The 17,543-nt window shown below is 61.1% G+C and carries 17 protein-coding genes; 9 read left to right on the top strand and 8 right to left on the bottom strand.

All coding sequences use genetic code 11. From position 1 onward, the window contains the following. Window positions 1-357: 357 nt before the first annotated feature. Both CGA22_RS11035 and CGA22_RS11040 read right to left on the bottom strand, forming a co-directional pair. Complete coding sequence (locus CGA22_RS11035; RefSeq protein WP_041022562.1) at window positions 358-1,851, bottom strand: CoA-acylating methylmalonate-semialdehyde dehydrogenase; 1,494 nt, start codon at window positions 1,849-1,851, stop codon at window positions 358-360. 70 nt (window positions 1,852-1,921) lie between these two features. Then, window positions 1,922-3,271, bottom strand: coding sequence for an aspartate aminotransferase family protein (locus CGA22_RS11040; protein ID WP_041022561.1), 1,350 nt, complete (start codon window positions 3,269-3,271; stop codon window positions 1,922-1,924). 122 nt (window positions 3,272-3,393) lie between these two features. On the opposite strand from CGA22_RS11040, the gene CGA22_RS11045 reads away from it, so the two are divergent. The 3 genes from CGA22_RS11045 to CGA22_RS11055 all read left to right on the top strand — a co-directional run bounded on the left by CGA22_RS11045 (window position 3,394) and on the right by CGA22_RS11055 (window position 5,642). After that, the gene (locus CGA22_RS11045) at window positions 3,394-4,314 is read left to right on the top strand and encodes a LysR family transcriptional regulator (RefSeq protein ID WP_041022560.1); all 921 of its coding nucleotides are present in this window, start codon (window positions 3,394-3,396) and stop codon (window positions 4,312-4,314) included. An 88-nt stretch (window positions 4,315-4,402) separates the two neighbouring features. Then, window positions 4,403-5,053, top strand: a complete 651-nt coding sequence (locus tag CGA22_RS11050) for a TetR/AcrR family transcriptional regulator (protein ID WP_041022559.1) — start codon at window positions 4,403-4,405, stop codon at window positions 5,051-5,053. Window positions 5,054-5,060: 7 nt separating this feature from the next. After that, window positions 5,061-5,642, top strand: coding sequence for an IMPACT family protein (locus CGA22_RS11055; RefSeq protein WP_041022558.1), 582 nt, complete (start codon window positions 5,061-5,063; stop codon window positions 5,640-5,642). A 303-nt stretch (window positions 5,643-5,945) separates the two neighbouring features. Here CGA22_RS11055 and CGA22_RS11060 read toward each other — a convergent pair whose 3' ends face one another. Further along, window positions 5,946-6,389 carry a hypothetical protein gene (locus CGA22_RS11060; RefSeq protein WP_041022557.1) on the bottom strand — a complete coding sequence of 148 codons (444 nt, stop codon included), beginning with the start codon at window positions 6,387-6,389 and terminating at the stop codon, window positions 5,946-5,948. 80 nt (window positions 6,390-6,469) lie between these two features. Between CGA22_RS11060 and CGA22_RS11065 the strand changes: the two genes are divergently transcribed. The 3 genes from CGA22_RS11065 to CGA22_RS11075 all read left to right on the top strand — a co-directional run bounded on the left by CGA22_RS11065 (window position 6,470) and on the right by CGA22_RS11075 (window position 9,136). Further along, window positions 6,470-6,820 (top strand): MerR family transcriptional regulator, encoded by a 351-nt coding sequence (locus CGA22_RS11065; protein WP_041022556.1) that lies wholly within the window; start codon window positions 6,470-6,472, stop codon window positions 6,818-6,820. A gap of 24 nt (window positions 6,821-6,844) precedes the next feature. Then, on the top strand, window positions 6,845-7,531 hold the full coding sequence (locus CGA22_RS11070; RefSeq protein WP_041022555.1) for an SDR family oxidoreductase: 687 nt from the start codon (window positions 6,845-6,847) through the stop codon (window positions 7,529-7,531). A 246-nt stretch (window positions 7,532-7,777) separates the two neighbouring features. Next, window positions 7,778-9,136, top strand: a complete 1,359-nt coding sequence (locus tag CGA22_RS11075) for an 8-oxoguanine deaminase (RefSeq protein WP_041022554.1) — start codon at window positions 7,778-7,780, stop codon at window positions 9,134-9,136. Window positions 9,137-9,217: 81 nt separating this feature from the next. Here CGA22_RS11075 and CGA22_RS11080 read toward each other — a convergent pair whose 3' ends face one another. After that, window positions 9,218-10,309, bottom strand: coding sequence for a calcium:proton antiporter (locus CGA22_RS11080; RefSeq protein ID WP_041022553.1), 1,092 nt, complete (start codon window positions 10,307-10,309; stop codon window positions 9,218-9,220). 211 nt (window positions 10,310-10,520) lie between these two features. Between CGA22_RS11080 and CGA22_RS11085 the strand changes: the two genes are divergently transcribed. Then, the gene (locus CGA22_RS11085; RefSeq protein WP_041022552.1) at window positions 10,521-11,474 is read left to right on the top strand and encodes an adenosine deaminase; all 954 of its coding nucleotides are present in this window, start codon (window positions 10,521-10,523) and stop codon (window positions 11,472-11,474) included. 58 nt (window positions 11,475-11,532) lie between these two features. Here CGA22_RS11085 and CGA22_RS11090 read toward each other — a convergent pair whose 3' ends face one another. From CGA22_RS11090 to CGA22_RS11100, 3 genes are all read right to left on the bottom strand, one after another. Next, on the bottom strand, window positions 11,533-12,912 hold the full coding sequence (locus CGA22_RS11090; RefSeq protein WP_041022551.1) for an MFS transporter: 1,380 nt from the start codon (window positions 12,910-12,912) through the stop codon (window positions 11,533-11,535). An 86-nt stretch (window positions 12,913-12,998) separates the two neighbouring features. Continuing rightward, a complete protein-coding gene (locus CGA22_RS11095; RefSeq protein ID WP_041022550.1) occupies window positions 12,999-13,733 on the bottom strand; it encodes an ArsR/SmtB family transcription factor in 735 nt (244 codons plus the stop codon). A 160-nt stretch (window positions 13,734-13,893) separates the two neighbouring features. Continuing rightward, complete coding sequence (locus CGA22_RS11100) at window positions 13,894-14,823, bottom strand: LysR family transcriptional regulator (RefSeq protein WP_041022549.1); 930 nt, start codon at window positions 14,821-14,823, stop codon at window positions 13,894-13,896. 114 nt (window positions 14,824-14,937) lie between these two features. Here CGA22_RS11100 and CGA22_RS11105 point away from each other — a divergent pair, with 114 nt between their 5' ends. Together CGA22_RS11105 and CGA22_RS11110 are read left to right on the top strand one after the other, a co-directional pair. Further along, the gene (locus tag CGA22_RS11105; RefSeq protein WP_041022548.1) at window positions 14,938-15,951 is read left to right on the top strand and encodes a zinc-binding alcohol dehydrogenase family protein; all 1,014 of its coding nucleotides are present in this window, start codon (window positions 14,938-14,940) and stop codon (window positions 15,949-15,951) included. Window positions 15,952-16,137: 186 nt separating this feature from the next. After that, the gene (locus CGA22_RS11110; RefSeq protein WP_167355722.1) at window positions 16,138-16,308 is read left to right on the top strand and encodes a hypothetical protein; all 171 of its coding nucleotides are present in this window, start codon (window positions 16,138-16,140) and stop codon (window positions 16,306-16,308) included. 1 nt (window position 16,309) lies between these two features. On the opposite strand, the gene CGA22_RS11115 is transcribed toward CGA22_RS11110, so the two are convergent. Beyond that, complete coding sequence (locus tag CGA22_RS11115; protein WP_041022547.1) at window positions 16,310-17,512, bottom strand: multidrug effflux MFS transporter; 1,203 nt, start codon at window positions 17,510-17,512, stop codon at window positions 16,310-16,312. Window positions 17,513-17,543 lie beyond the last annotated feature (31 nt).

The raw sequence follows: 17,543 nt of genomic DNA on the forward strand, positions 1-17,543 counted from the left end.
AACCACTTGCGCTTTCGATCTCTCGTTAGCGGGAGGCGAATTCTACAGCGTTAGTCGCTGCTGTCAACACCTCTTTTTCACCGCTTTCGACCGAGAAGATCGAACCGTCAACCGGGCCCAATAACGCACCCTGCCGACTCCTTCCGGACTTCGATGAACTGAAGCCCTGCGCCGCCTTTAAACGTCTAACTCATTGAAACTCAAGGAGTTTTCCGCTTCGACTGCGCCGGAAGTGGGGCGAATTATAGAGACTCAGAATCTGCCGTCAACACCTATTTTCATGTTTCTGTCATAACGGTCAAAAACCCCCATAAACAAAGAGGCCGACGCTTACGCGCCGGCCTCTTTGTCTATCCATTACAAACTGGGAAACGCGAACTGCGAAGCTTCATGGCTGGCGCGTTGAGGCCAGCGCTGGGTGATGGCCTTGCGGCGGGTATAGAAACGCACGCCATCCGGACCGTAGGCGTGCAGGTCGCCAAACAACGAACGCTTCCAACCGCCAAAGCTGTGATAGGCCACAGGTACAGGCAGCGGTACGTTGACGCCAACCATGCCCACTTCAATCTCATCGCAGAACAACCGCGCCGCTTCGCCATCGCGGGTGAAGATGCAGGTGCCGTTGCCATACTCGTGATCGTTGATCAGTTGCATGGCCTCCTCCAGGCTGTTGACCCGGACAATGCACAGCACCGGGCCAAAAATCTCTTCTTTATAGATGCGCATCTCTGGCGTCACACGATCAAACAGGCAACCACCCAGGAAGAAGCCATCTTCGTGGCCCGTCACGCTCAGGCCACGGCCGTCGACTACCAGCGAAGCACCTGCCGAAACACCGTCCTCTATATAGCCGCTGACCTTGTCGCGATGCTGACTGGTCACCAACGGCCCCATGTCCAGACCGCAAGAAGTACCGGCACCGATTTTCAGCGCCTGGATCTGCGGCACCAGCTTGGCTACCAGCGCATCCGCCACCTGGTCGCCCACGCAGACAGCCACCGAAATCGCCATGCAACGTTCGCCGCACGAACCATAGGCCGCCCCCATCAACGCATTGACGGCGTTATCCAGGTCGGCATCCGGCATCAGCACGGCATGGTTCTTCGCCCCGCCCAGTGCCTGAACGCGTTTACCGCAACGGGTCCCCTCGGCGTAGATGTACTCGGCAATCGGTGTCGAGCCGACAAAACTCAGCGCCTTCACCTCCGGCGCCTCGATCAGTGCATCCACGGCAACCTTGTCGCCATGTACGACACTCAATACGCCCTCAGGCAATCCAGCTTCCAGCAGCAATTGTGCAATCAGCAGTGTCGAGCTTGGGTCACGCTCGGATGGCTTGAGAATGAAGCAGTTGCCGCAAACGATCGCCAGCGGATACATCCACAGTGGAACCATCGCCGGGAAGTTGAACGGGGTGATACCCGCCACGACGCCCAACGGCTGAAAATCCGACCAGGCATCGATGTTCGGCCCTACGTTGCGGCTGTATTCACCCTTCAGAACTTCCGGAGCTGCGCAGGCGAACTCGACGTTCTCGATACCCCGCTTGAGCTCACCGGCTGCATCTTCCAGAGTCTTGCCATGCTCCTCGCTGATCATCTGCGCGATACGCGATTCGTTCTGTTCCAGCAACTGCTTGAAACGAAACATCACCTGGGCACGCTTGGCAGCCGGCGTCTTGCGCCAGGCCGGGAATGCTGCGGTGGCGGCATCGATGGCCTTTTGGACGGTCGCGCGATCGGCCAGCGACACCTTGTGGATAGCCTGGCCAGTGGATGGATTGAAAACGTCCGCTGTACGCGTGTTGTCGTTTATCAGTTCGCCATTGATCAGATGCGGGATGAGACTCATGGGGACTCCAGTTTTTTATCCACAGGCTCCCGCGACCAGGCGCCTGTCGTTGAAGGTGATAGGGAGGCAGTCAGTCGAGCTTGTTCAACACTTCACCAACCGCGTCGAACAGACGATCCAGATCCTGTGGCTTGCTGTTGAACGTTGGCCCGAACTGCAGGGTGTCGCCACCGAAGCGGACATAGAAGCCTGCCTTCCACAACGCCATGCCGGCCTCGAACGGACGGACGATCGCATCGCCGTCCCGCGGAGCGATCTGGATCGCGCCGGCCAGGCCAAAGTTGCGGATGTCGATCACGTTCTTCGCGCCTTTGATCCCATGCAGAACCTTTTCGAAATGTGGCGCAACTTCGGCCACGCTCTGCACCAGGTTTTCCTTTTGCAGCAGATCCAGTGCCGCCAGGCCCGCCGCGCAGGCCACCGGGTGCGCCGAATAGGTGTAGCCGTGAGGAAACTCCACCGCGTACTCAGGCGTCGGCTGGTTCATGAAGGTCTGGTAGATCTCGCTGCTGGCAATGACCGCCCCCATGGGAATCGCACCGTTGGTGACTTGCTTGGCGATGCACATCAAGTCAGGGGTCACGCCGAAACTGTCTGCACCGAACATCGAACCCGTGCGGCCGAAACCGGTGATCACTTCGTCGAACACCAGCAGGATATTGTGCTGGTCGCAGATCTGCCGCAGGCGCTTGAGATAGCCCTCAGGCGGAACCAGCACCCCGGCGGACCCGGCCAACGGCTCGACGAAGACGGCCGCGATGTTGGAGGCGTCATGCAACTCGATCAGCTTCAGCAGCTCGTCGGCCAGGGCAATGCCACCTTCTTTCGGCATGCCGCGGGAATAGGCATTGCTCGCCAGCAAGGTATGCGGCAGGTGATCGACATCGGCCATCGCCTGACCGAACAGTTTGCGGTTGCCACTCACGCCGCCCAGGCTGGTACCGGCGATGTTCACGCCGTGGTAGCCGCGGGCACGGCCGATCATTTTGGTCTTGGTGGCCTGGCCCTTGAGACGCCAGTAGGCGCGCACCATCTTCACCGCCGTATCGGCGCACTCGGAACCGGAATCGGTGAAAAACACATGATTGAGGTTGCCCGGCGTCAGGCTGGTGATTTTTTCCGCCAGTTGGAACGACAGCGGATGGCCATACTGGAACCCCGGTGAATAATCGAGGGTGCCCAGCTGTTTGGCGACCGCGTCCTGGATTTCCTTGCGAGTGTGCCCGGCCCCGCAGGTCCACAACCCCGACAGAGAGTCATACACCTTGCGCCCGTGTTCATCGATCAGCCAACTGCCCTCGGCACCGACGATCAGGCGCGGGTCGCGCTGAAAGTTGCGGTTGGCGGTGTAGGGCATCCAGTGGGCATCGAGTTTGAGCTGACTGGCCAGAGAACTGGCCGCGTGTTCGGGCATGTTCATCGACAAAACCTCGCAAGATATGAACGGTATCGGGGCAAACGCCTGGTTGCGGCTAAGTTGCCACGACGATAAAGTCGGTGAAATCCAACTTTTCTAACCTTCAGTCAGTGGATTACTAAACTATGAGCGTTCGCCGCCCCGATCCGCTGGCCCAAGTCAGCGACTTTGATATTCGCCTGCTGCGCATCTTCCGTAGCGTAGTGGAATGTGGGGGATTTTCCGCGGCGGAAACGGTCCTGGGTATCGGTCGCTCGGCCATCAGCCAACAAATGAGCGATCTTGAACAGCGCCTGGGCTTGCGTCTGTGTCAGCGTGGGCGCGCGGGATTCTCACTGACGGAAGAAGGACGCGAGGTCTATCAGTCGGCCCTGCAACTGCTCAGTGCGCTGGAAAGCTTTCGCACCGAGGTCAATGGCCTGCATCAACACTTGCGCGGCGAACTGAACATCGGCCTGACCGACAATCTCGTCACCCTCCCCCACATGCGCATCACCCATGCCCTGGCTCAATTGAAGGAGCGCGGGCCCGACGTGCAAATCCAGATTCGCATGATCGCTCCCAATGAAGTCGAACAAGGTGTTCTCGACGGCCGCCTGCACGTCGGCGTGGTCCCTCAGGCCAGCGCCCTTTCCGGGCTGGAGTACCAGCCGCTCTACAGCGAGCGTTCGCTGTTGTATTGCGCGGTCGGGCATCCCCTGTTTTATGTGGACGACCTGCAGCTCGATGAAACCCGCCTCAACAGCCAGGATGCCATCGCCCCCACCTTTCGCCTGCCGATCGACATCCAGGCCCATTACCAGGCGCTCAATTGCACCGCCAGTGCATCGGACCGCGAAGGCATGGCGTTCCTGATCCTCACCGGTCGCTACATCGGCTACCTGCCGGATCACTACGCCAACCTCTGGGTCCAGCAAGGCCGGTTACGAGCCCTGAAACCCACGACGCGGTTCTATGACCTGAGCCTGGCTTCGGTAACGCGCAAGGGTCGCCGCCCACATCTGGTGCTGGAGAGTTTTCTCGACAGCCTGGCGGCAACCCGCTAGTGGCTTTTGTGGTGGCAACACTTGTCGGATCGGTGCCGGTGCGCTATCAACGCATTTGCTTGCCCACAGACCCAGCCCGGAAACGTCCATGACCTTTGAAGTCCCAGCCCACGGTGGCAAGCCCACCGGCCGCATTCGTCAGAAGAACGAAGAGACCATCCTCAAGGCTGCTGAAGATGAATTCGCTCGTCACGGATTCAAAGGCACCAGCATGAATACCATCGCGCTGAACGCCGGACTGCCCAAGGCGAACCTGCACTATTACTTCACCAACAAACTCGGGCTCTATGGGGCAGTGCTGAGCAACATCATCGAGTTGTGGGACAGCACCTTCAATACCCTCACCGCCGAGGATGACCCGGCCGAGGCATTGACCCGCTACATTCGCGCCAAGATGGAGTTTTCCCGTCGCCACCCCCAGGCGTCGAGGATCTTCGCCATGGAAGTGATCAGCGGCGGCGAGTGCCTGAGCGAATACTTCAACCAGGACTACCGCGCCTGGTTCAAGGGCCGCGCGGCGGTGTTCCAGGCCTGGATCGACGCCGGCAAGATGGACCCGATCGACCCGGTGCACCTGATCTTCCTGCTATGGGGCAGCACCCAGCATTACGCCGACTTCGCCACCCAGATCTGCCGCGTGACCGGTCGCAGCAAATTGAGCAAGCAAGACATGATCGATGCCGGCGACAACCTGATCCGCATCATTCTCAAAGGCTGCGGCCTGACACCCACCCTCTAAGACGCTCATGCCTTTTACTCTCGTTGGCTTTTGCGAATACCGCGAAGAAATTCGTAAAAGCCGCTTCATCACCTTCGCCGCCCCCATCACCAGCCCCGCCGATGCCCAGGCCTTTATCGAACAACACAGCGACCTGAACGCCACGCACAACTGCTGGGCCTGGAAGCTGGGCGATCAATACCGCAGCAACGACGATGGCGAACCGGGGGGCACCGCCGGCCGCCCGATTCTGGCGGCGATCGAAGCCCAGGCCTGTGATCAGGTCGTGGTGCTGGTGATCCGCTGGTATGGCGGTATCCAGCTGGGTACCGGCGGACTGGCCCGGGCTTATGGCGGTGGCGCGAACAAGTGCCTGCAGAATGCCGAGAAGCTGGAACTGATCAGTCGCGTGCCCCTGCATTGCACCTGCGGGTTCGCGGAACTGGCCCTGGTGAAACTGCGGGTTGCCGAATGCGGTGGCCTGGTCAACACAGAAGGGTTTACCGCCAACGGCGTGGAATTGCAGTTGGCGGTGGGTGAAGGCCAGATCGATACGCTGCAAAAGCAACTGGCCGATTTGAGTCGCGGCCGGATCCTGCTGGAGCGTTAAGTTTTATTTGCCCACACCTGCTGTGCACCCGACTGTGGATAACCTGAGCACATCCGCCTGTAACCCTTCTGTCATGCGGCTTTGCGAGGGTTGCTCATTTTTCGTCCAGATACTCGCCTGTCCGCTAAATGAGCCAGCAAAACAAACGCTTGCAGCGAGTTATCACCTTTGGAAGAAAGCCGCCCGGTGCTTATGCCCGAGTTCGCGGCTTGCGCACAATAACTGTGGAGCAAGCTGTGGATAACCCGTTCATGGCTCACGCGACCCCAAGAAGAGCATGGCTCCCAGGCGCTTGTTCATTTTTTAACCATTCGTTAACGAGTGATCACGCTTCCAGCTTGAATCCGTGTTCTCGCCACGCATGGGTAACAGTTGGACAACACCCCACACCAGTTCGAGGACCAGGAATATCCACACCAGCGCACTGGCGCCGTGCAGCAGCGCGTAACACATCCAGGTCGCAAACAGGAATCGCCCTGCCGCGTCATACCGTCCGTACAGGGGGCGCGGATCCCGAATTCGCAGCACCGCCCATACACAAACGATCGAGCCCAGCAGATTGGCCATCAACAGGTGCATAGGCGCAAACGTTGGCAGCTCGCCAGGCAGGTCGAGCATCTGGGTCACACCCAGCAACCAGCCGTGCAGGGCGGCGAAACTCCATGGCGTGGCAAATGCTGCGGTTACGATCAGGTCGTACCAGGCGCTACCGAGCACCACGCGACGATATTGCGGTGAAGTCCACATAGGCATTGCTCCAGATAATCAAGGAGCGAAAAGACTAAAGCCTGGGGTATGCTCCAAGGTCAAGCTTTCTGGAGATTGCCATGCGAATCGGTGAACTGGCCCAGGCCTGTGCCGTCAGCCGCGACACGCTGCGCTTCTACGAGCAGCGCGGGCTGATTGCGGCGGGACGCAGCGCCAATGGGTATCGCGACTACCCCGAAGACATGGTGCAACTGGTGCTCTATATCAAGACAGCCCAACGCCTGGGCTTTACCCTCGGCGAGATCGGCAACAGCGTCGCCTCCGTGCAGCAGGCACCCGACCCGGACCGCGCCGTGGCTGAGCTGCTGCAGAACAAATTGAACCTGATCGAAACCCGCATGACCGAACTCGACGCGTTGCGTCATGAGCTGAAACAACGGCTCGGACAACGTTGTCCATTAAATCCGTGACCTTTTCTTTCAAGGATGCCCTTCATGAATTCGGCAAAAAACGCATTGATCATCGGCGCCTCCCGGGGCTTGGGCCTTGGCCTGGTGAAGACCTTGCTGAGCGATGGCTGGAACGTGATCGCCACCGTGCGCAACCTGCAGAACGCAGAGGCATTGAAGGCGTTGGGCCCGGTGCGGATCGAGAAACTCGACATGGATGACCAGCAAGCCGTCATTGCCTTGAGCCAACAGCTCAAGGGCGAAACCTTCGACCTGTTGTTCGTCAATGCCGGCGTCAAAGGCCCGGATAACCAAGCCCCCGACGGCGCGACCCTGGCCGAGGTCGGCCAGTTGTTTTTCACCAACGCGGTGGCGCCGATCAACCTGGCCCAGCGATTCGTCGGGCAGATCCGCGACGGCAGCGGCGTGCTGGCGTTCATGAGTTCGGTGCTGGGCAGCGTGACCATGCCCGACGCCCCTGAATTGGCGCTGTACAAGGCAAGCAAGGCGGCCCTCAATTCCATGACCAACAGTTTCGTCACCCAATTGGGCGACCAGACATTGACCGTCCTGTCGCTGCATCCGGGCTGGGTGAAAACGGACATGGGCGGTGAAGGGGCGGACATTGACGTCGACACCAGTACTCGCGGCTTGATCGACCAGGTCAATGCCTTTGCCGGCCGGGGTGGGCATCACTTCGTCAACTACAAGGGTGAGACGATTCCCTGGTAATTTCACGCACAACCTGTGGGAGCGAGCCTGCTCGCGAAAGCGGAGTGTCATTCAACACCGCTGTTGGCTGATGCACCGCCTTCGCGAGCAGGCTCGCTCCCACATTTGAACTCGGTTGGAGAACTGGATATGTGCACCACAACCTGAGTAAACTCCGCACCTCGTCCCCCGCGGCGACCCTGGATCAGCAGACAGGGCATCACTGAGCTGGCTAACCTGAACCCACTTTCAGAGGAGCCGGCCACCATGCCTGCGACCCGTACCTGGTTAAAAAACCCTCTCGCCATTTTCACTGCCAACGGCCTCGACGCCCGTGGCGGCCTGGTCCTGCAGGATGGCGTCATTGTCGAGCTGCTGAGCATCGGCCAGCGCCCCGCCCAACCTTGCGACCATGTCTTCGACGCCCGTGAGCATGTAATTCTTCCCGGGCTGATCAACACCCATCACCACTTCTATCAGACCTTGACCCGCGCCTGGGCACCGGTGGTGAACCAGCCGCTGTTCCCATGGTTGAAAACCCTCTATCCGGTATGGGCACAACTGACACCGGAAAAACTCGCCCTGGCGACCAAAGTGGCCTTGGCCGAACTGCTCCTGTCGGGCTGCACCACGGCGGCCGATCACCATTACCTGTTTCCCGAAGGCTTGGAAAACGCCATCGATGTGCAGGTGCAAAGTGTGCGCGAACTGGGCATGCGAGCGATGCTGACCCGCGGCTCCATGAGCCTGGGCGAAGCTGACGGTGGCCTGCCGCCGCAGCAGACCGTGCAACAAGGCCAGGTGATTCTCGACGACAGCCAACGGTTGATCGACCGCTACCATGAACGCGGCGACGGTGCGCAGATCCAGATCGCCCTGGCGCCCTGCTCGCCGTTTTCGGTCACCCCTGAAATCATGCAGGCCAGCGCCGCCCTGGCGGAGCAGTTGGATGTCCGCCTGCACACCCACCTGGCCGAAACCCTCGACGAAGAAGATTTCTGCCTGCAACGCTTCGGCTTGCGCACCGTGGATTACCTGGACAGCGTCGGCTGGCTCGGCCCACGTACCTGGCTGGCCCACGGCATTCACTTCAATCCCGAGGAGATCGCCCGGCTCGGCGCCGCCGGCACCGGTATCTGCCATTGCCCAAGCTCCAACATGCGCCTGGCCTCGGGCATCTGCCCCACCCTCGAACTGACCGCCGCCGGCGCCCCGCTGGGCCTCGGCGTGGACGGCTCGGCCTCCAACGACGCCTCGAACATGATTCTCGAAACCCGCCAGGCGCTGTACATCCAACGCCTGCGCTATGGCGCGCAAGCGATCACACCGGAGCGGGTGCTGGGCTGGGCAACCCAGGGCTCGGCAAAATTGCTTGGGCGTAGTGACATCGGCGAGTTGGCAGTCGGCAAGCAGGCCGATCTGGCGTTGTTCAAGCTCGACGAACTGCGCTTCTCCGGCAGCCACGATCCGGTTTCAGCGCTGTTGTTGTGCGGCGCGGATCGAGCGGACCGGGTGATGGTCGGCGGGCAATGGCGGGTCATCGATGGTCAGGTCGAAGGCTTGGATTTGAAAGGCTTGATCGCTGATCACAGCCAGGCGGCGCGGGAGTTGATCGCGGGCGTCTGATCGAATGCTATCGCGGGCAAGCCTTGCTCCCACAGGTATCAGGACACATCTGTGGGAGCAAGGCTTGCCCGCGATGCTTTTCTAAAGGCCGAGCAGCGACAACATGATGAACGTCGCAAACAGCACGAAGTGGGTCATGCCTTCAATGGCATTGGTCTCGCCGTCGTTGAGATTGATCGCGCTGACGATCAGGGTGATGAAGATCATCACCGTCTGCACCGGCGTCATGGCCATCTGGAAAGGCTGGCCGGTGTAAAGCGCCATGGCCTCCATCACCGGCACCGTCAGGATCACCGTCGACAGCGACGCCCCCAGCGCGATGTTCACCACCGACTGCATGCGATTGGCGAGGGCGGCGCGCAGGGCGGTGAGAATTTCCGGTGCCGCGGAGATGGCCGCCACCAGGATGGCCGTGACCACCGGCGGCGCTCCCGAGCCCTCCAGCCCCAGGTCGATGGCCTTGGACATGACTTCGGCCAGCGCACCGATCACTACCACGCCAAACACCAGCGCACCGATGGAAAACGCCAGGCTGATGGGCTTCGGCTCGGTTTCCACCGGCTCTTTGCGGCGACGTTTTTCCGGATAGCTGTAGCTGAAAAAGTAACTGTGGGGGCCCACCTGCATACGCAGGAACAGCGTATACAGCACGAGCATCGCGCCAATGGTGAACGCCGAATATTGCTTCCAGTTTTCCTGGGGAATGAACTCCGGCACCACCATCGACACGCCCATGGCGGTGAGGATCATCACACTGTAACTGCGTGCCGAATCATCGTTGTAGACCTGCTCGCCATGCTTGAGCCCACCCATCAGCGCCGCAAGCCCGAGAATGCCGTTGATGTCGAGCATTACCGCCGAATAGATCGTATCGCGCACCAGGGTCGGCGACGCTTCGTTGCTCATCATGATCGCCAGGATCACCACCTCGACCAACACGGCCGACAGGGTCAGGATCATCGTGCCGTAAGGATCGCCGACCTTTTCCGCCAGCAACTCGGCGTGGTGGGCCACACGCATCGAGGCCGCGACGATGAAGCCGATCAGTATCAGCCCACCGATCAACGCCACGACCTGCCCACTGCCCAACAGCCAGTGTTCCAGCGGGTAGGCGACCACGGCGGCGAGCAGGGCCAGCACCAGCAGCTTTTCTTGCTTGATCAACGTGAACATCACAGGCCTATCACCGTGCACGGGGTATGACCTACTAGACTGTAGGGGGCCGTGAACGTTTCGTCCGGTGTGACGTCTCCTTAATGGATCGGCGCAAGGTTCTTCGCGGGCCCCTCCTGCTCCCACAGTGGATCGGCCGGTCAGGTTTTTCCAGACATTGCGGCCAGCCCCTGTAGAATGCCCACCATCGATTCACTGATGAGAAAAGCATATGTACGACTGGCTGAACGCCTTGCCCAAGGCAGAACTGCACCTGCACCTGGAGGGTTCGCTGGAGCCCGAGCTGCTGTTCGCCCTGGCCGAGCGCAACAAGATCGCCTTGCCGTGGAGCGATGTCGACACCTTGCGCAAGGCCTACGCCTTCAACAATCTGCAGGAATTCCTCGACCTGTATTACCAGGGCGCCGACGTGTTGCGCACCTCCCAGGATTTCTACGACCTGACCTGGGCCTACCTGTTGCGTTGCAAGGCGCAGAACGTGATCCACACCGAACCGTTCTTCGACCCTCAGACCCACACCGACCGAGGCATTCCGTTCGAGGTGGTCCTCAACGGCATCGCCGCCGCCCTCAAGGACGGTGAACAGCAACTGGGCATCACCAGCGGCCTGATCCTGAGCTTCCTGCGTCACCTGAGCGAAGAACAGGCCGAGAAAACCCTCGACCAGGCGCTGCCGTTCCGCGATGCCTTTGTCGCCGTCGGCCTGGACAGTTCGGAAATGGGCCATCCGCCCAGCAAGTTCCAACGGGTGTTCGACCGGGCCCGCAACGAAGGCTTCCTGACTGTCGCCCACGCGGGCGAAGAAGGCCCACCCGAATACATCTGGGAAGCCCTGGACCTGCTGAAAATCCAGCGCATCGACCACGGTGTCCGGGCCATCGAAGACGAGCGGCTGATGCAGCGGATCATCGACGAGCAGATTCCGTTGACGGTATGCCCGTTGTCCAACACCAAGCTGTGCGTGTTCGACGACATGTCGCAGCACAACATCCTCGACATGCTCGAACGCGGCGTGAAGGTGACGGTGAACTCCGATGACCCGGCGTACTTCGGCGGCTACGTCACCGAAAACTTCCACGCCCTGCACACCCACCTGGGCATGACCCAGGACCAGGCCAAACGCCTGGCCCAGAACAGCCTGGATGCGCGGTTAGTGAAGCCTTAGCTTTCATCAACCGTCCCTTGTGGGAGCGAGCCTGCTCGCTCCCACAAGGAAATGGTGTTTAACCGCCCACGCTCTCGCTCAACTCCTCCAGCGTCTTGCCCCGCGTCTCCATCCCGAACAACCAGACCACACCCGCCGCCACGGCGAAGCACAGTGCGCCGAGGCCGAATACGCCGCCTTGGCCGGTGATGGGAAAGACCAGCCCGGTCACCAGTGGCCCCAGCAACGAGCCGATGCGACCAATCGCCGAGGCGAAACCCGAGCCCGTTGCCCGCGCCGAGGTGGGATACAGCTCCGGTGTGTAGGTGTAGAGCACCGCCCACATGCCGAACAGGAAAAACTGCATCAGCAATCCGCTACCGATCAGCAGCCCGACGTTGCCGCCGAACACCGCACTCTGCCCGTAAAGAAAGGCCATCGCCCCGCCGCCCAACAGGGTGATGACACACACCGGTTTACGTCCCCAGCGCTCCACCAGCCAGGCAGCCATCAGGAAACCGGGAATTCCACCCAGGGAAATCAGCACGGTGTAATACACCGACTGGGTCACGGCAAACCCCGACTGCTGCAACAACGCGCTGAGCCAGGACGTCAGCCCATAGAAGCCGAGCAAGGCAAAGAACCAGACGCTCCAGATCATCATCGTGCGCTGGCGATACAGCGGCGACCAGATCTGCGCCAGCGCCGAAAAGAAAGTACCCGGCGTAGTCGCCAGCCTCGGCAGGCGAATCGGCTCCGGCAGTTCCTGACTCCCCAGCGAAGCCCGGACCTTGTCTTCGATCCGGCGCAGCACGGCGTCCGCCTCATCATCCCGTCCGGCCTGCTCCAGCCAACGCGGTGACTCGGGGATGAAGAAACGAATCGCCAGGACAAACACCGCCGGCACCGCCAGGACCAGGAAGATGTCGCGCCAGCCAACCACCGGCAGCAGGAAATACGAGAGCACGCCCGCCGCGACGAAGCCCAGCGGCCAGAACCCGTCCATCAAGGCGATGTAACGGCCCCGACGCTTGGCCGGGATCAGTTCCGAGAGCATCGACTGGGCAATCGGAAACTCCATGCCCATGCCAATACCCAGCAAGATGCGAAACAGCGTCAGCGTCTCGACATCCTGGGCCGTGGAACACAGATAACTGGCGACTCCCCAGAGCACGATGCTCCATTGGAACACCGGTTTACGTCCGAACCGATCCGCCAGCATGCCCGACAGCGAAGCGCCCAGCACCATGCCGAAGAAACTGGAGCTGGCCAGCAGGCCTGCCTGGGCCGTGCTCAAGCCAAACTCGGTTTTGATCGAGCCGAGCAGGAACGTCATCATCGCCAGGTCCATGGAATCGAAGAAGAACGCCAAGGCAATGATGATGAAGATGATTCGGTGATAGCCACTGATGGGCAGTCGCTCCAACCGTTCTGCCGCGCTGTACCCGTGATTGTCCATGCTGCATCCCCCAGTCCGATAGATTCCCGGGCGAGTGTGCGCGAACCTTGCGGGTGGCTATTGCTGAATGCGACCTGTCGACAGGCCTAGAGCGCCATTTCCAACGTATCCTGCCGGGCGAACCGATGGATTTCCTGCTGGCCGAGCACGGTCACCTGCAAGGCTCGCGAGTCATTGGGCAGGCTCAGCCAGCCGGACTGCATGAACAGTTGCAGCAACGCAGCGCCCAGCGCTCCCCCCAGGTGCGGCCGGCGTTCACTCCAGTCCGGACAGGCGCAGGCGATGCGGGCATTGCGATGGGCCAGGGCCTGGATGAACAGGCCATGCCCGGCCAACTGGCTCGCGCCTTTGTGGGTGACGATCACCCGCTGCTCGCATTGCTCGATCCACCCCGCGTCCAGCAGGCGCTGGTACAGATCGGCCGCCAGGGTGCCGCCAAGATGATCATCGCAGAGCCGCGCTCGCAACAATGAGGCGGGGGCCGATGGCGCCTTGTTCGATATGACGCCGCGCTTGAAGACATCCGGAATCTGCCGTGGCGCACTGGCCAGGGTCGCGCTGGCCAGCGCCTCGACAGCCGCGCCGATCTCCGGCGCGGCCAGGCGGAAAAACCGTTTGCGCCCCCTGGCTTCCACTGTCAACAGGCCACCGGCGGACAGGCGCCCCAGATGGGCACTTGCCGAGGACGGCGACAACCCGGCCAACAAGGCCAGTTCTTCAGCCTGCCGGGCCGTGCCGTCCATCAAGGCCCACATCATTGCGCTGCGCTTGGGGTCGGCCAGCAGCGTGGCGATCTGGCTGATGCAAGGTGCATGTTCCATGTATTCACTCCCTGTTGAATCATTCGTCTACTGCTCTTGATGCGCGATGCCGCGCCGATTCAGGCGGCCGCTAGTATAAGCGTGCAGATCAAGCTTTCCTGTCCTCCGGAAACCTTTGGAGGCGATTGTTCATGAGGGAAAATTCTCTATTTACCCGCGACTATTGGCCGACTGCCGTCGAGAGCGGAAATTGCGCCGTCAATTCACCACAACGGGCCTGGAGCATCTCCCGCAACAGCTTGACGGGCTTGCTCAACTGCGCCCGATGAGCACACAGCAGGTTGAGCGGCGCGCGCTCGCAGTGCAGGTGCGGCAAAAGGATCTTCAAACGTCCGGCCAGCACATCGGTCGACACGTCCATCCACGACTTGTAGGCAATGCCTGCACCAGCCACCGCCCAGCGCCGCACCACATCGGCATCGTCACTGAAGCGGTCACCGCTGACGGTGAGGCTCACTTCCCGCTTGCCGTCATGAAAGCACCAGCGGTCATGAACCCGTGTGCCGAGCATGTACAACAGGCAATTGTGTTGAGCCAGTTGCTCAAGCTGATGGGGTTCGCCATGGCGGGCCAGATAGTCCGGCGAGGCACACAGCACCCGCCGGTTGTCCGCCGCGACAGGCAAGGCCACCAGGCTTGAATCCTCCGGTTCGCCGTAACGCAGCGCGATATCCACCGGCTGCTTGAACAGGTCGGCAATACGGTCGCCCAACAACAGCCGCACCGTTAGCCTGGGGTGCTCGCGTTGGAAGTCATCCAGCCAGGGCAGCAGCAGGTTGCGTCCCAGGTCCGACGGTGCGGACAACTGCAAGACACCGCTGACCTGGTCCTGGCCGCGGGTCAACAGCCGTCGCCCCTCATCCAGGCTGCCCAACGCCGCCCGGGCATATTCGAGAAAGCCTTCCCCTTCGGCGGTCAGGCGCAGGCTGCGGGTGGAGCGCGCCAGCAGTCGGGCGCCGAGGTGCTGCTCGATCCGTTTCAACGCGGCACTGGCCACCGCCGCCGACAGATCCATGACCCTGGCAGCGGCAGAAAGACTGCCCAGATCCGCCGCCCGGACAAACAGCTGCAGGTCATCGAATCGAAGCATGGCGACTCCATTATCAAAAAAATATTGAAAGAGCCTGTTCTTTTAGCGGGTTTTATCGCGGTGATAAATAGCTAAACATGACTGCCATTGAACCCACCTCACGGAGCCCGTTTCATGAAAGCCATCGCGTACTACCATTCCTTGCCGATCACCGACCCGCAATCGCTGCAGGATGTCGAATTGCCGGAGCCCGTCGCCGGTCCGCGCGACCTGTTAGTAGAAGTCAAAGCCATTTCGGTCAATCCGGTGGACACCAAGGTCCGCCAGAACGTCCAGCCCGAAGGCGGCGCAGCCAAGGTGCTGGGTTGGGATGTGGCCGGCGTGGTCAAGGCCGTGGGCAGCGAAGTCTCCCTGTTCAAGGCCGGTGACAAGGTGTTCTATGCCGGCTCCATTGCCCGCGCGGGCGGCAACAGCGAACGGCATGTCGTGGATGAACGGATTGTCGGCCACATGCCCAAGACCCTCGGTTTCGCCGAAGCGGCCGCGCTGCCACTGACCGCCATCACCGCTTGGGAGTTGTTGTTCGAGCGGCTGCAGATTCAGGAAGGCCAGGACGCTTCGGACCAGAGCCTGTTGATCGTCGGCGCCGCAGGCGGCGTGGGCTCGATCCTGACCCAATTGGCCAGCCAGCTCACCGCGCTGAAGGTCATCGGTACCGCTTCCCGTCCGCAGACGCAGGATTGGGTGCGGAGCCTGGGCGCCGATCTGGTGATCGACCACAGCCAACCCTTGAGCATGGTCATGAAGGAAGCAGGCCAGCCCCAGGTCACTCACGTCGCCAGCCTGACCCAGACTGACCAGCACCTGGATCAGCTGGTCGAAGCCCTGGCGCCCCAAGGCAAACTGGCACTGATCGATGATCCCAAGTCCCTGGACGTGAGCAAGCTCAAGCGCAAGAGCCTGTCCTTGCACTGGGAGTTCATGTACACCCGTTCGCTGTTCGAAACGGCCGACATGATCGAACAGCACAAGCTGCTCAACCGTGTTGCCGAACTGATCGACGCCGGCACCTTGAAGACCACCGTCGGCGAACATTTCGGCAGCATCAATGCCGAAAACCTGCGCCGGGCCCACGCGCTGCTGGAAAGCGGGAAAGCCAAGGGCAAGATTGTGCTCGAAGGGTTCTGACCGTCCAGCCTGCACTCAGGCTCAAGGCAGACTACCTGTGGCGAGGGGATTTATCCCCTCGCCACAGTGGTTACTTAAAAAGATTGAACCGTCAGTCCGAGAATTGACCATTGTCACAATTGCGATCGCATTCCGGTCTACACTCGAGGCCTTTGCAACGCAATCTTTTACGTGAGGAGGTCAGCAATGAAGATCCTGATAAAAGAAGTGGCAAAATCCCAATGGCAAGTGCGTCTTGACCAGCACGCCGTCACCTTCCGCACCGAGGCCGAAGCCAAAGCCTTCGCCACCACGCTGCAAGCGCGCATCCATGCGCCGCACCACTTCCCCGAACAGCAACAACGCGCGGCCTGCTGAATCAGCCCTGGCGGCTGGCTTGTGCCAGCGCCCGGGCATTTTGTAGGCGGCGGGTCAGCATGGCTGCGCTCACCACCAACAGTCCGCACAGGCTGATGACCATCGCCATGGGCACCGCGGTGCCGTCGTGCAGTGCCGCCACCAGCGCGGCGGCCCCGGCGGCCACGGAAAACTGCAGGCTTCCCAGCATCGCCGAGGCACTGCCGGCCCGGGCACCCTGCCCGTTCATGGCGCAGGCGGAAGCGTTGGGAAGGATGCACCCCAGGCTGGCGATACAGATGAACAATGGAATCAGCAATGGCCATAGATGCTCAGGGTGCAGGGCGCTGACGGCCAGCAAGCTCAACCCCGCCGTGAAGTAGACCCACACAGCACGGCTCAGCAGGAAGGCCGGGCCACGCTTGGACAACAACCGGGCATTGACCTGCGCCACCAGGATGAAGCCGGCCGCGTTGGTACCGAACAGCCAGCCGAAGTGTTCGGCCGGTACGCCATAGAGCTTGATGAACACGAAAGGCGAACCGGCGATGTAAGCGAACATACCGGCAATGGCAATACCACCGGTCATGGCATGCCCCAGGAAGACCGAGTCGGTCAGCAGCCTGCCGTATTGACGCAACGCCCCTGACAACGGTTGCCGAGGCACATGGGCCGGCAGGCTCTCGGGCAGCCCCAGGGCCACAGCCGTCGCCGCCACGGCGCTGAACAGGGTCAGGCCGATGAAAATCGACTGCCAGCCATGCAGGTTCACCAGCAACCCGCCAAGCATCGGCGCGAGAATCGGCGCCAGGCCCATCACCAGCATCAATTGCGAGAACACCTTGGCCGACCCCACCGCATCGCATTTGTCGCTGACCACGGCCCGGGAAATCACCATCCCGGCACATCCACCCAGGGCCTGGACGAAGCGCGCGCCGATCAGCCATTCGAGGCTCGGTGCGTAGGCGCAAGCCAGGGAGGCCAGGGTGAACAAGCCAACCCCCACCAGCAGTGGAATCCGTCGCCCGAAGCGATCCGCCACCGGCCCGTAGGCCAACTGCCCGATGGACAGCCCGAGGAAATAAGCGGCCAGGGTCAATTGGATGTGTTTTTCGTCCGTGCCGAAGGCAGTTGCCATGGCCGGGAAGGCAGGCAGGTAGAAGTCGATCGCCAAGGGACCGAAAGCGCTCAAGGCGCCAAGAATCAGAATGGTACGAAGGTTCATCGGGCGTCCGTCGGGCATCAGTCAGCAGCCC

Source organism: Pseudomonas sp. PSB18, from assembly GCF_014596565.1.
In the GTDB taxonomy this organism is placed as follows: domain Bacteria; phylum Pseudomonadota; class Gammaproteobacteria; order Pseudomonadales; family Pseudomonadaceae; genus Aquipseudomonas.

What these genes read in the sequence shown, in the direction of transcription:
- CGA22_RS11115 (WP_041022547.1), bottom strand. Translation starts at nt 17,512, where the DNA reads ATGAACCTTCGTACCATTCTGATTCTTGGCGCCTTGAGCGCTTTCGGT.
- CGA22_RS11075 (WP_041022554.1), top strand. Translation starts at nt 7,778, where the DNA reads ATGCCTGCGACCCGTACCTGGTTAAAAAACCCTCTCGCCATTTTCACT.
- CGA22_RS11045 (WP_041022560.1), top strand. Translation starts at nt 3,394, where the DNA reads ATGAGCGTTCGCCGCCCCGATCCGCTGGCCCAAGTCAGCGACTTTGAT.
- CGA22_RS11070 (WP_041022555.1), top strand. Translation starts at nt 6,845, where the DNA reads ATGAATTCGGCAAAAAACGCATTGATCATCGGCGCCTCCCGGGGCTTG.
- CGA22_RS11050 (WP_041022559.1), top strand. Translation starts at nt 4,403, where the DNA reads ATGACCTTTGAAGTCCCAGCCCACGGTGGCAAGCCCACCGGCCGCATT.
- CGA22_RS11055 (WP_041022558.1), top strand. Translation starts at nt 5,061, where the DNA reads ATGCCTTTTACTCTCGTTGGCTTTTGCGAATACCGCGAAGAAATTCGT.
- CGA22_RS11105 (WP_041022548.1), top strand. Translation starts at nt 14,938, where the DNA reads ATGAAAGCCATCGCGTACTACCATTCCTTGCCGATCACCGACCCGCAA.
- CGA22_RS11080 (WP_041022553.1), bottom strand. Translation starts at nt 10,309, where the DNA reads ATGTTCACGTTGATCAAGCAAGAAAAGCTGCTGGTGCTGGCCCTGCTC.
- CGA22_RS11100 (WP_041022549.1), bottom strand. Translation starts at nt 14,823, where the DNA reads ATGCTTCGATTCGATGACCTGCAGCTGTTTGTCCGGGCGGCGGATCTG.
- CGA22_RS11060 (WP_041022557.1), bottom strand. Translation starts at nt 6,389, where the DNA reads ATGTGGACTTCACCGCAATATCGTCGCGTGGTGCTCGGTAGCGCCTGG.
- CGA22_RS11085 (WP_041022552.1), top strand. Translation starts at nt 10,521, where the DNA reads ATGTACGACTGGCTGAACGCCTTGCCCAAGGCAGAACTGCACCTGCAC.
- CGA22_RS11040 (WP_041022561.1), bottom strand. Translation starts at nt 3,271, where the DNA reads ATGAACATGCCCGAACACGCGGCCAGTTCTCTGGCCAGTCAGCTCAAA.
- CGA22_RS11110 (WP_167355722.1), top strand. Translation starts at nt 16,138, where the DNA reads ATGAAGATCCTGATAAAAGAAGTGGCAAAATCCCAATGGCAAGTGCGT.
- CGA22_RS11090 (WP_041022551.1), bottom strand. Translation starts at nt 12,912, where the DNA reads ATGGACAATCACGGGTACAGCGCGGCAGAACGGTTGGAGCGACTGCCC.
- CGA22_RS11035 (WP_041022562.1), bottom strand. Translation starts at nt 1,851, where the DNA reads ATGAGTCTCATCCCGCATCTGATCAATGGCGAACTGATAAACGACAAC.
- CGA22_RS11095 (WP_041022550.1), bottom strand. Translation starts at nt 13,733, where the DNA reads ATGGAACATGCACCTTGCATCAGCCAGATCGCCACGCTGCTGGCCGAC.
- CGA22_RS11065 (WP_041022556.1), top strand. Translation starts at nt 6,470, where the DNA reads ATGCGAATCGGTGAACTGGCCCAGGCCTGTGCCGTCAGCCGCGACACG.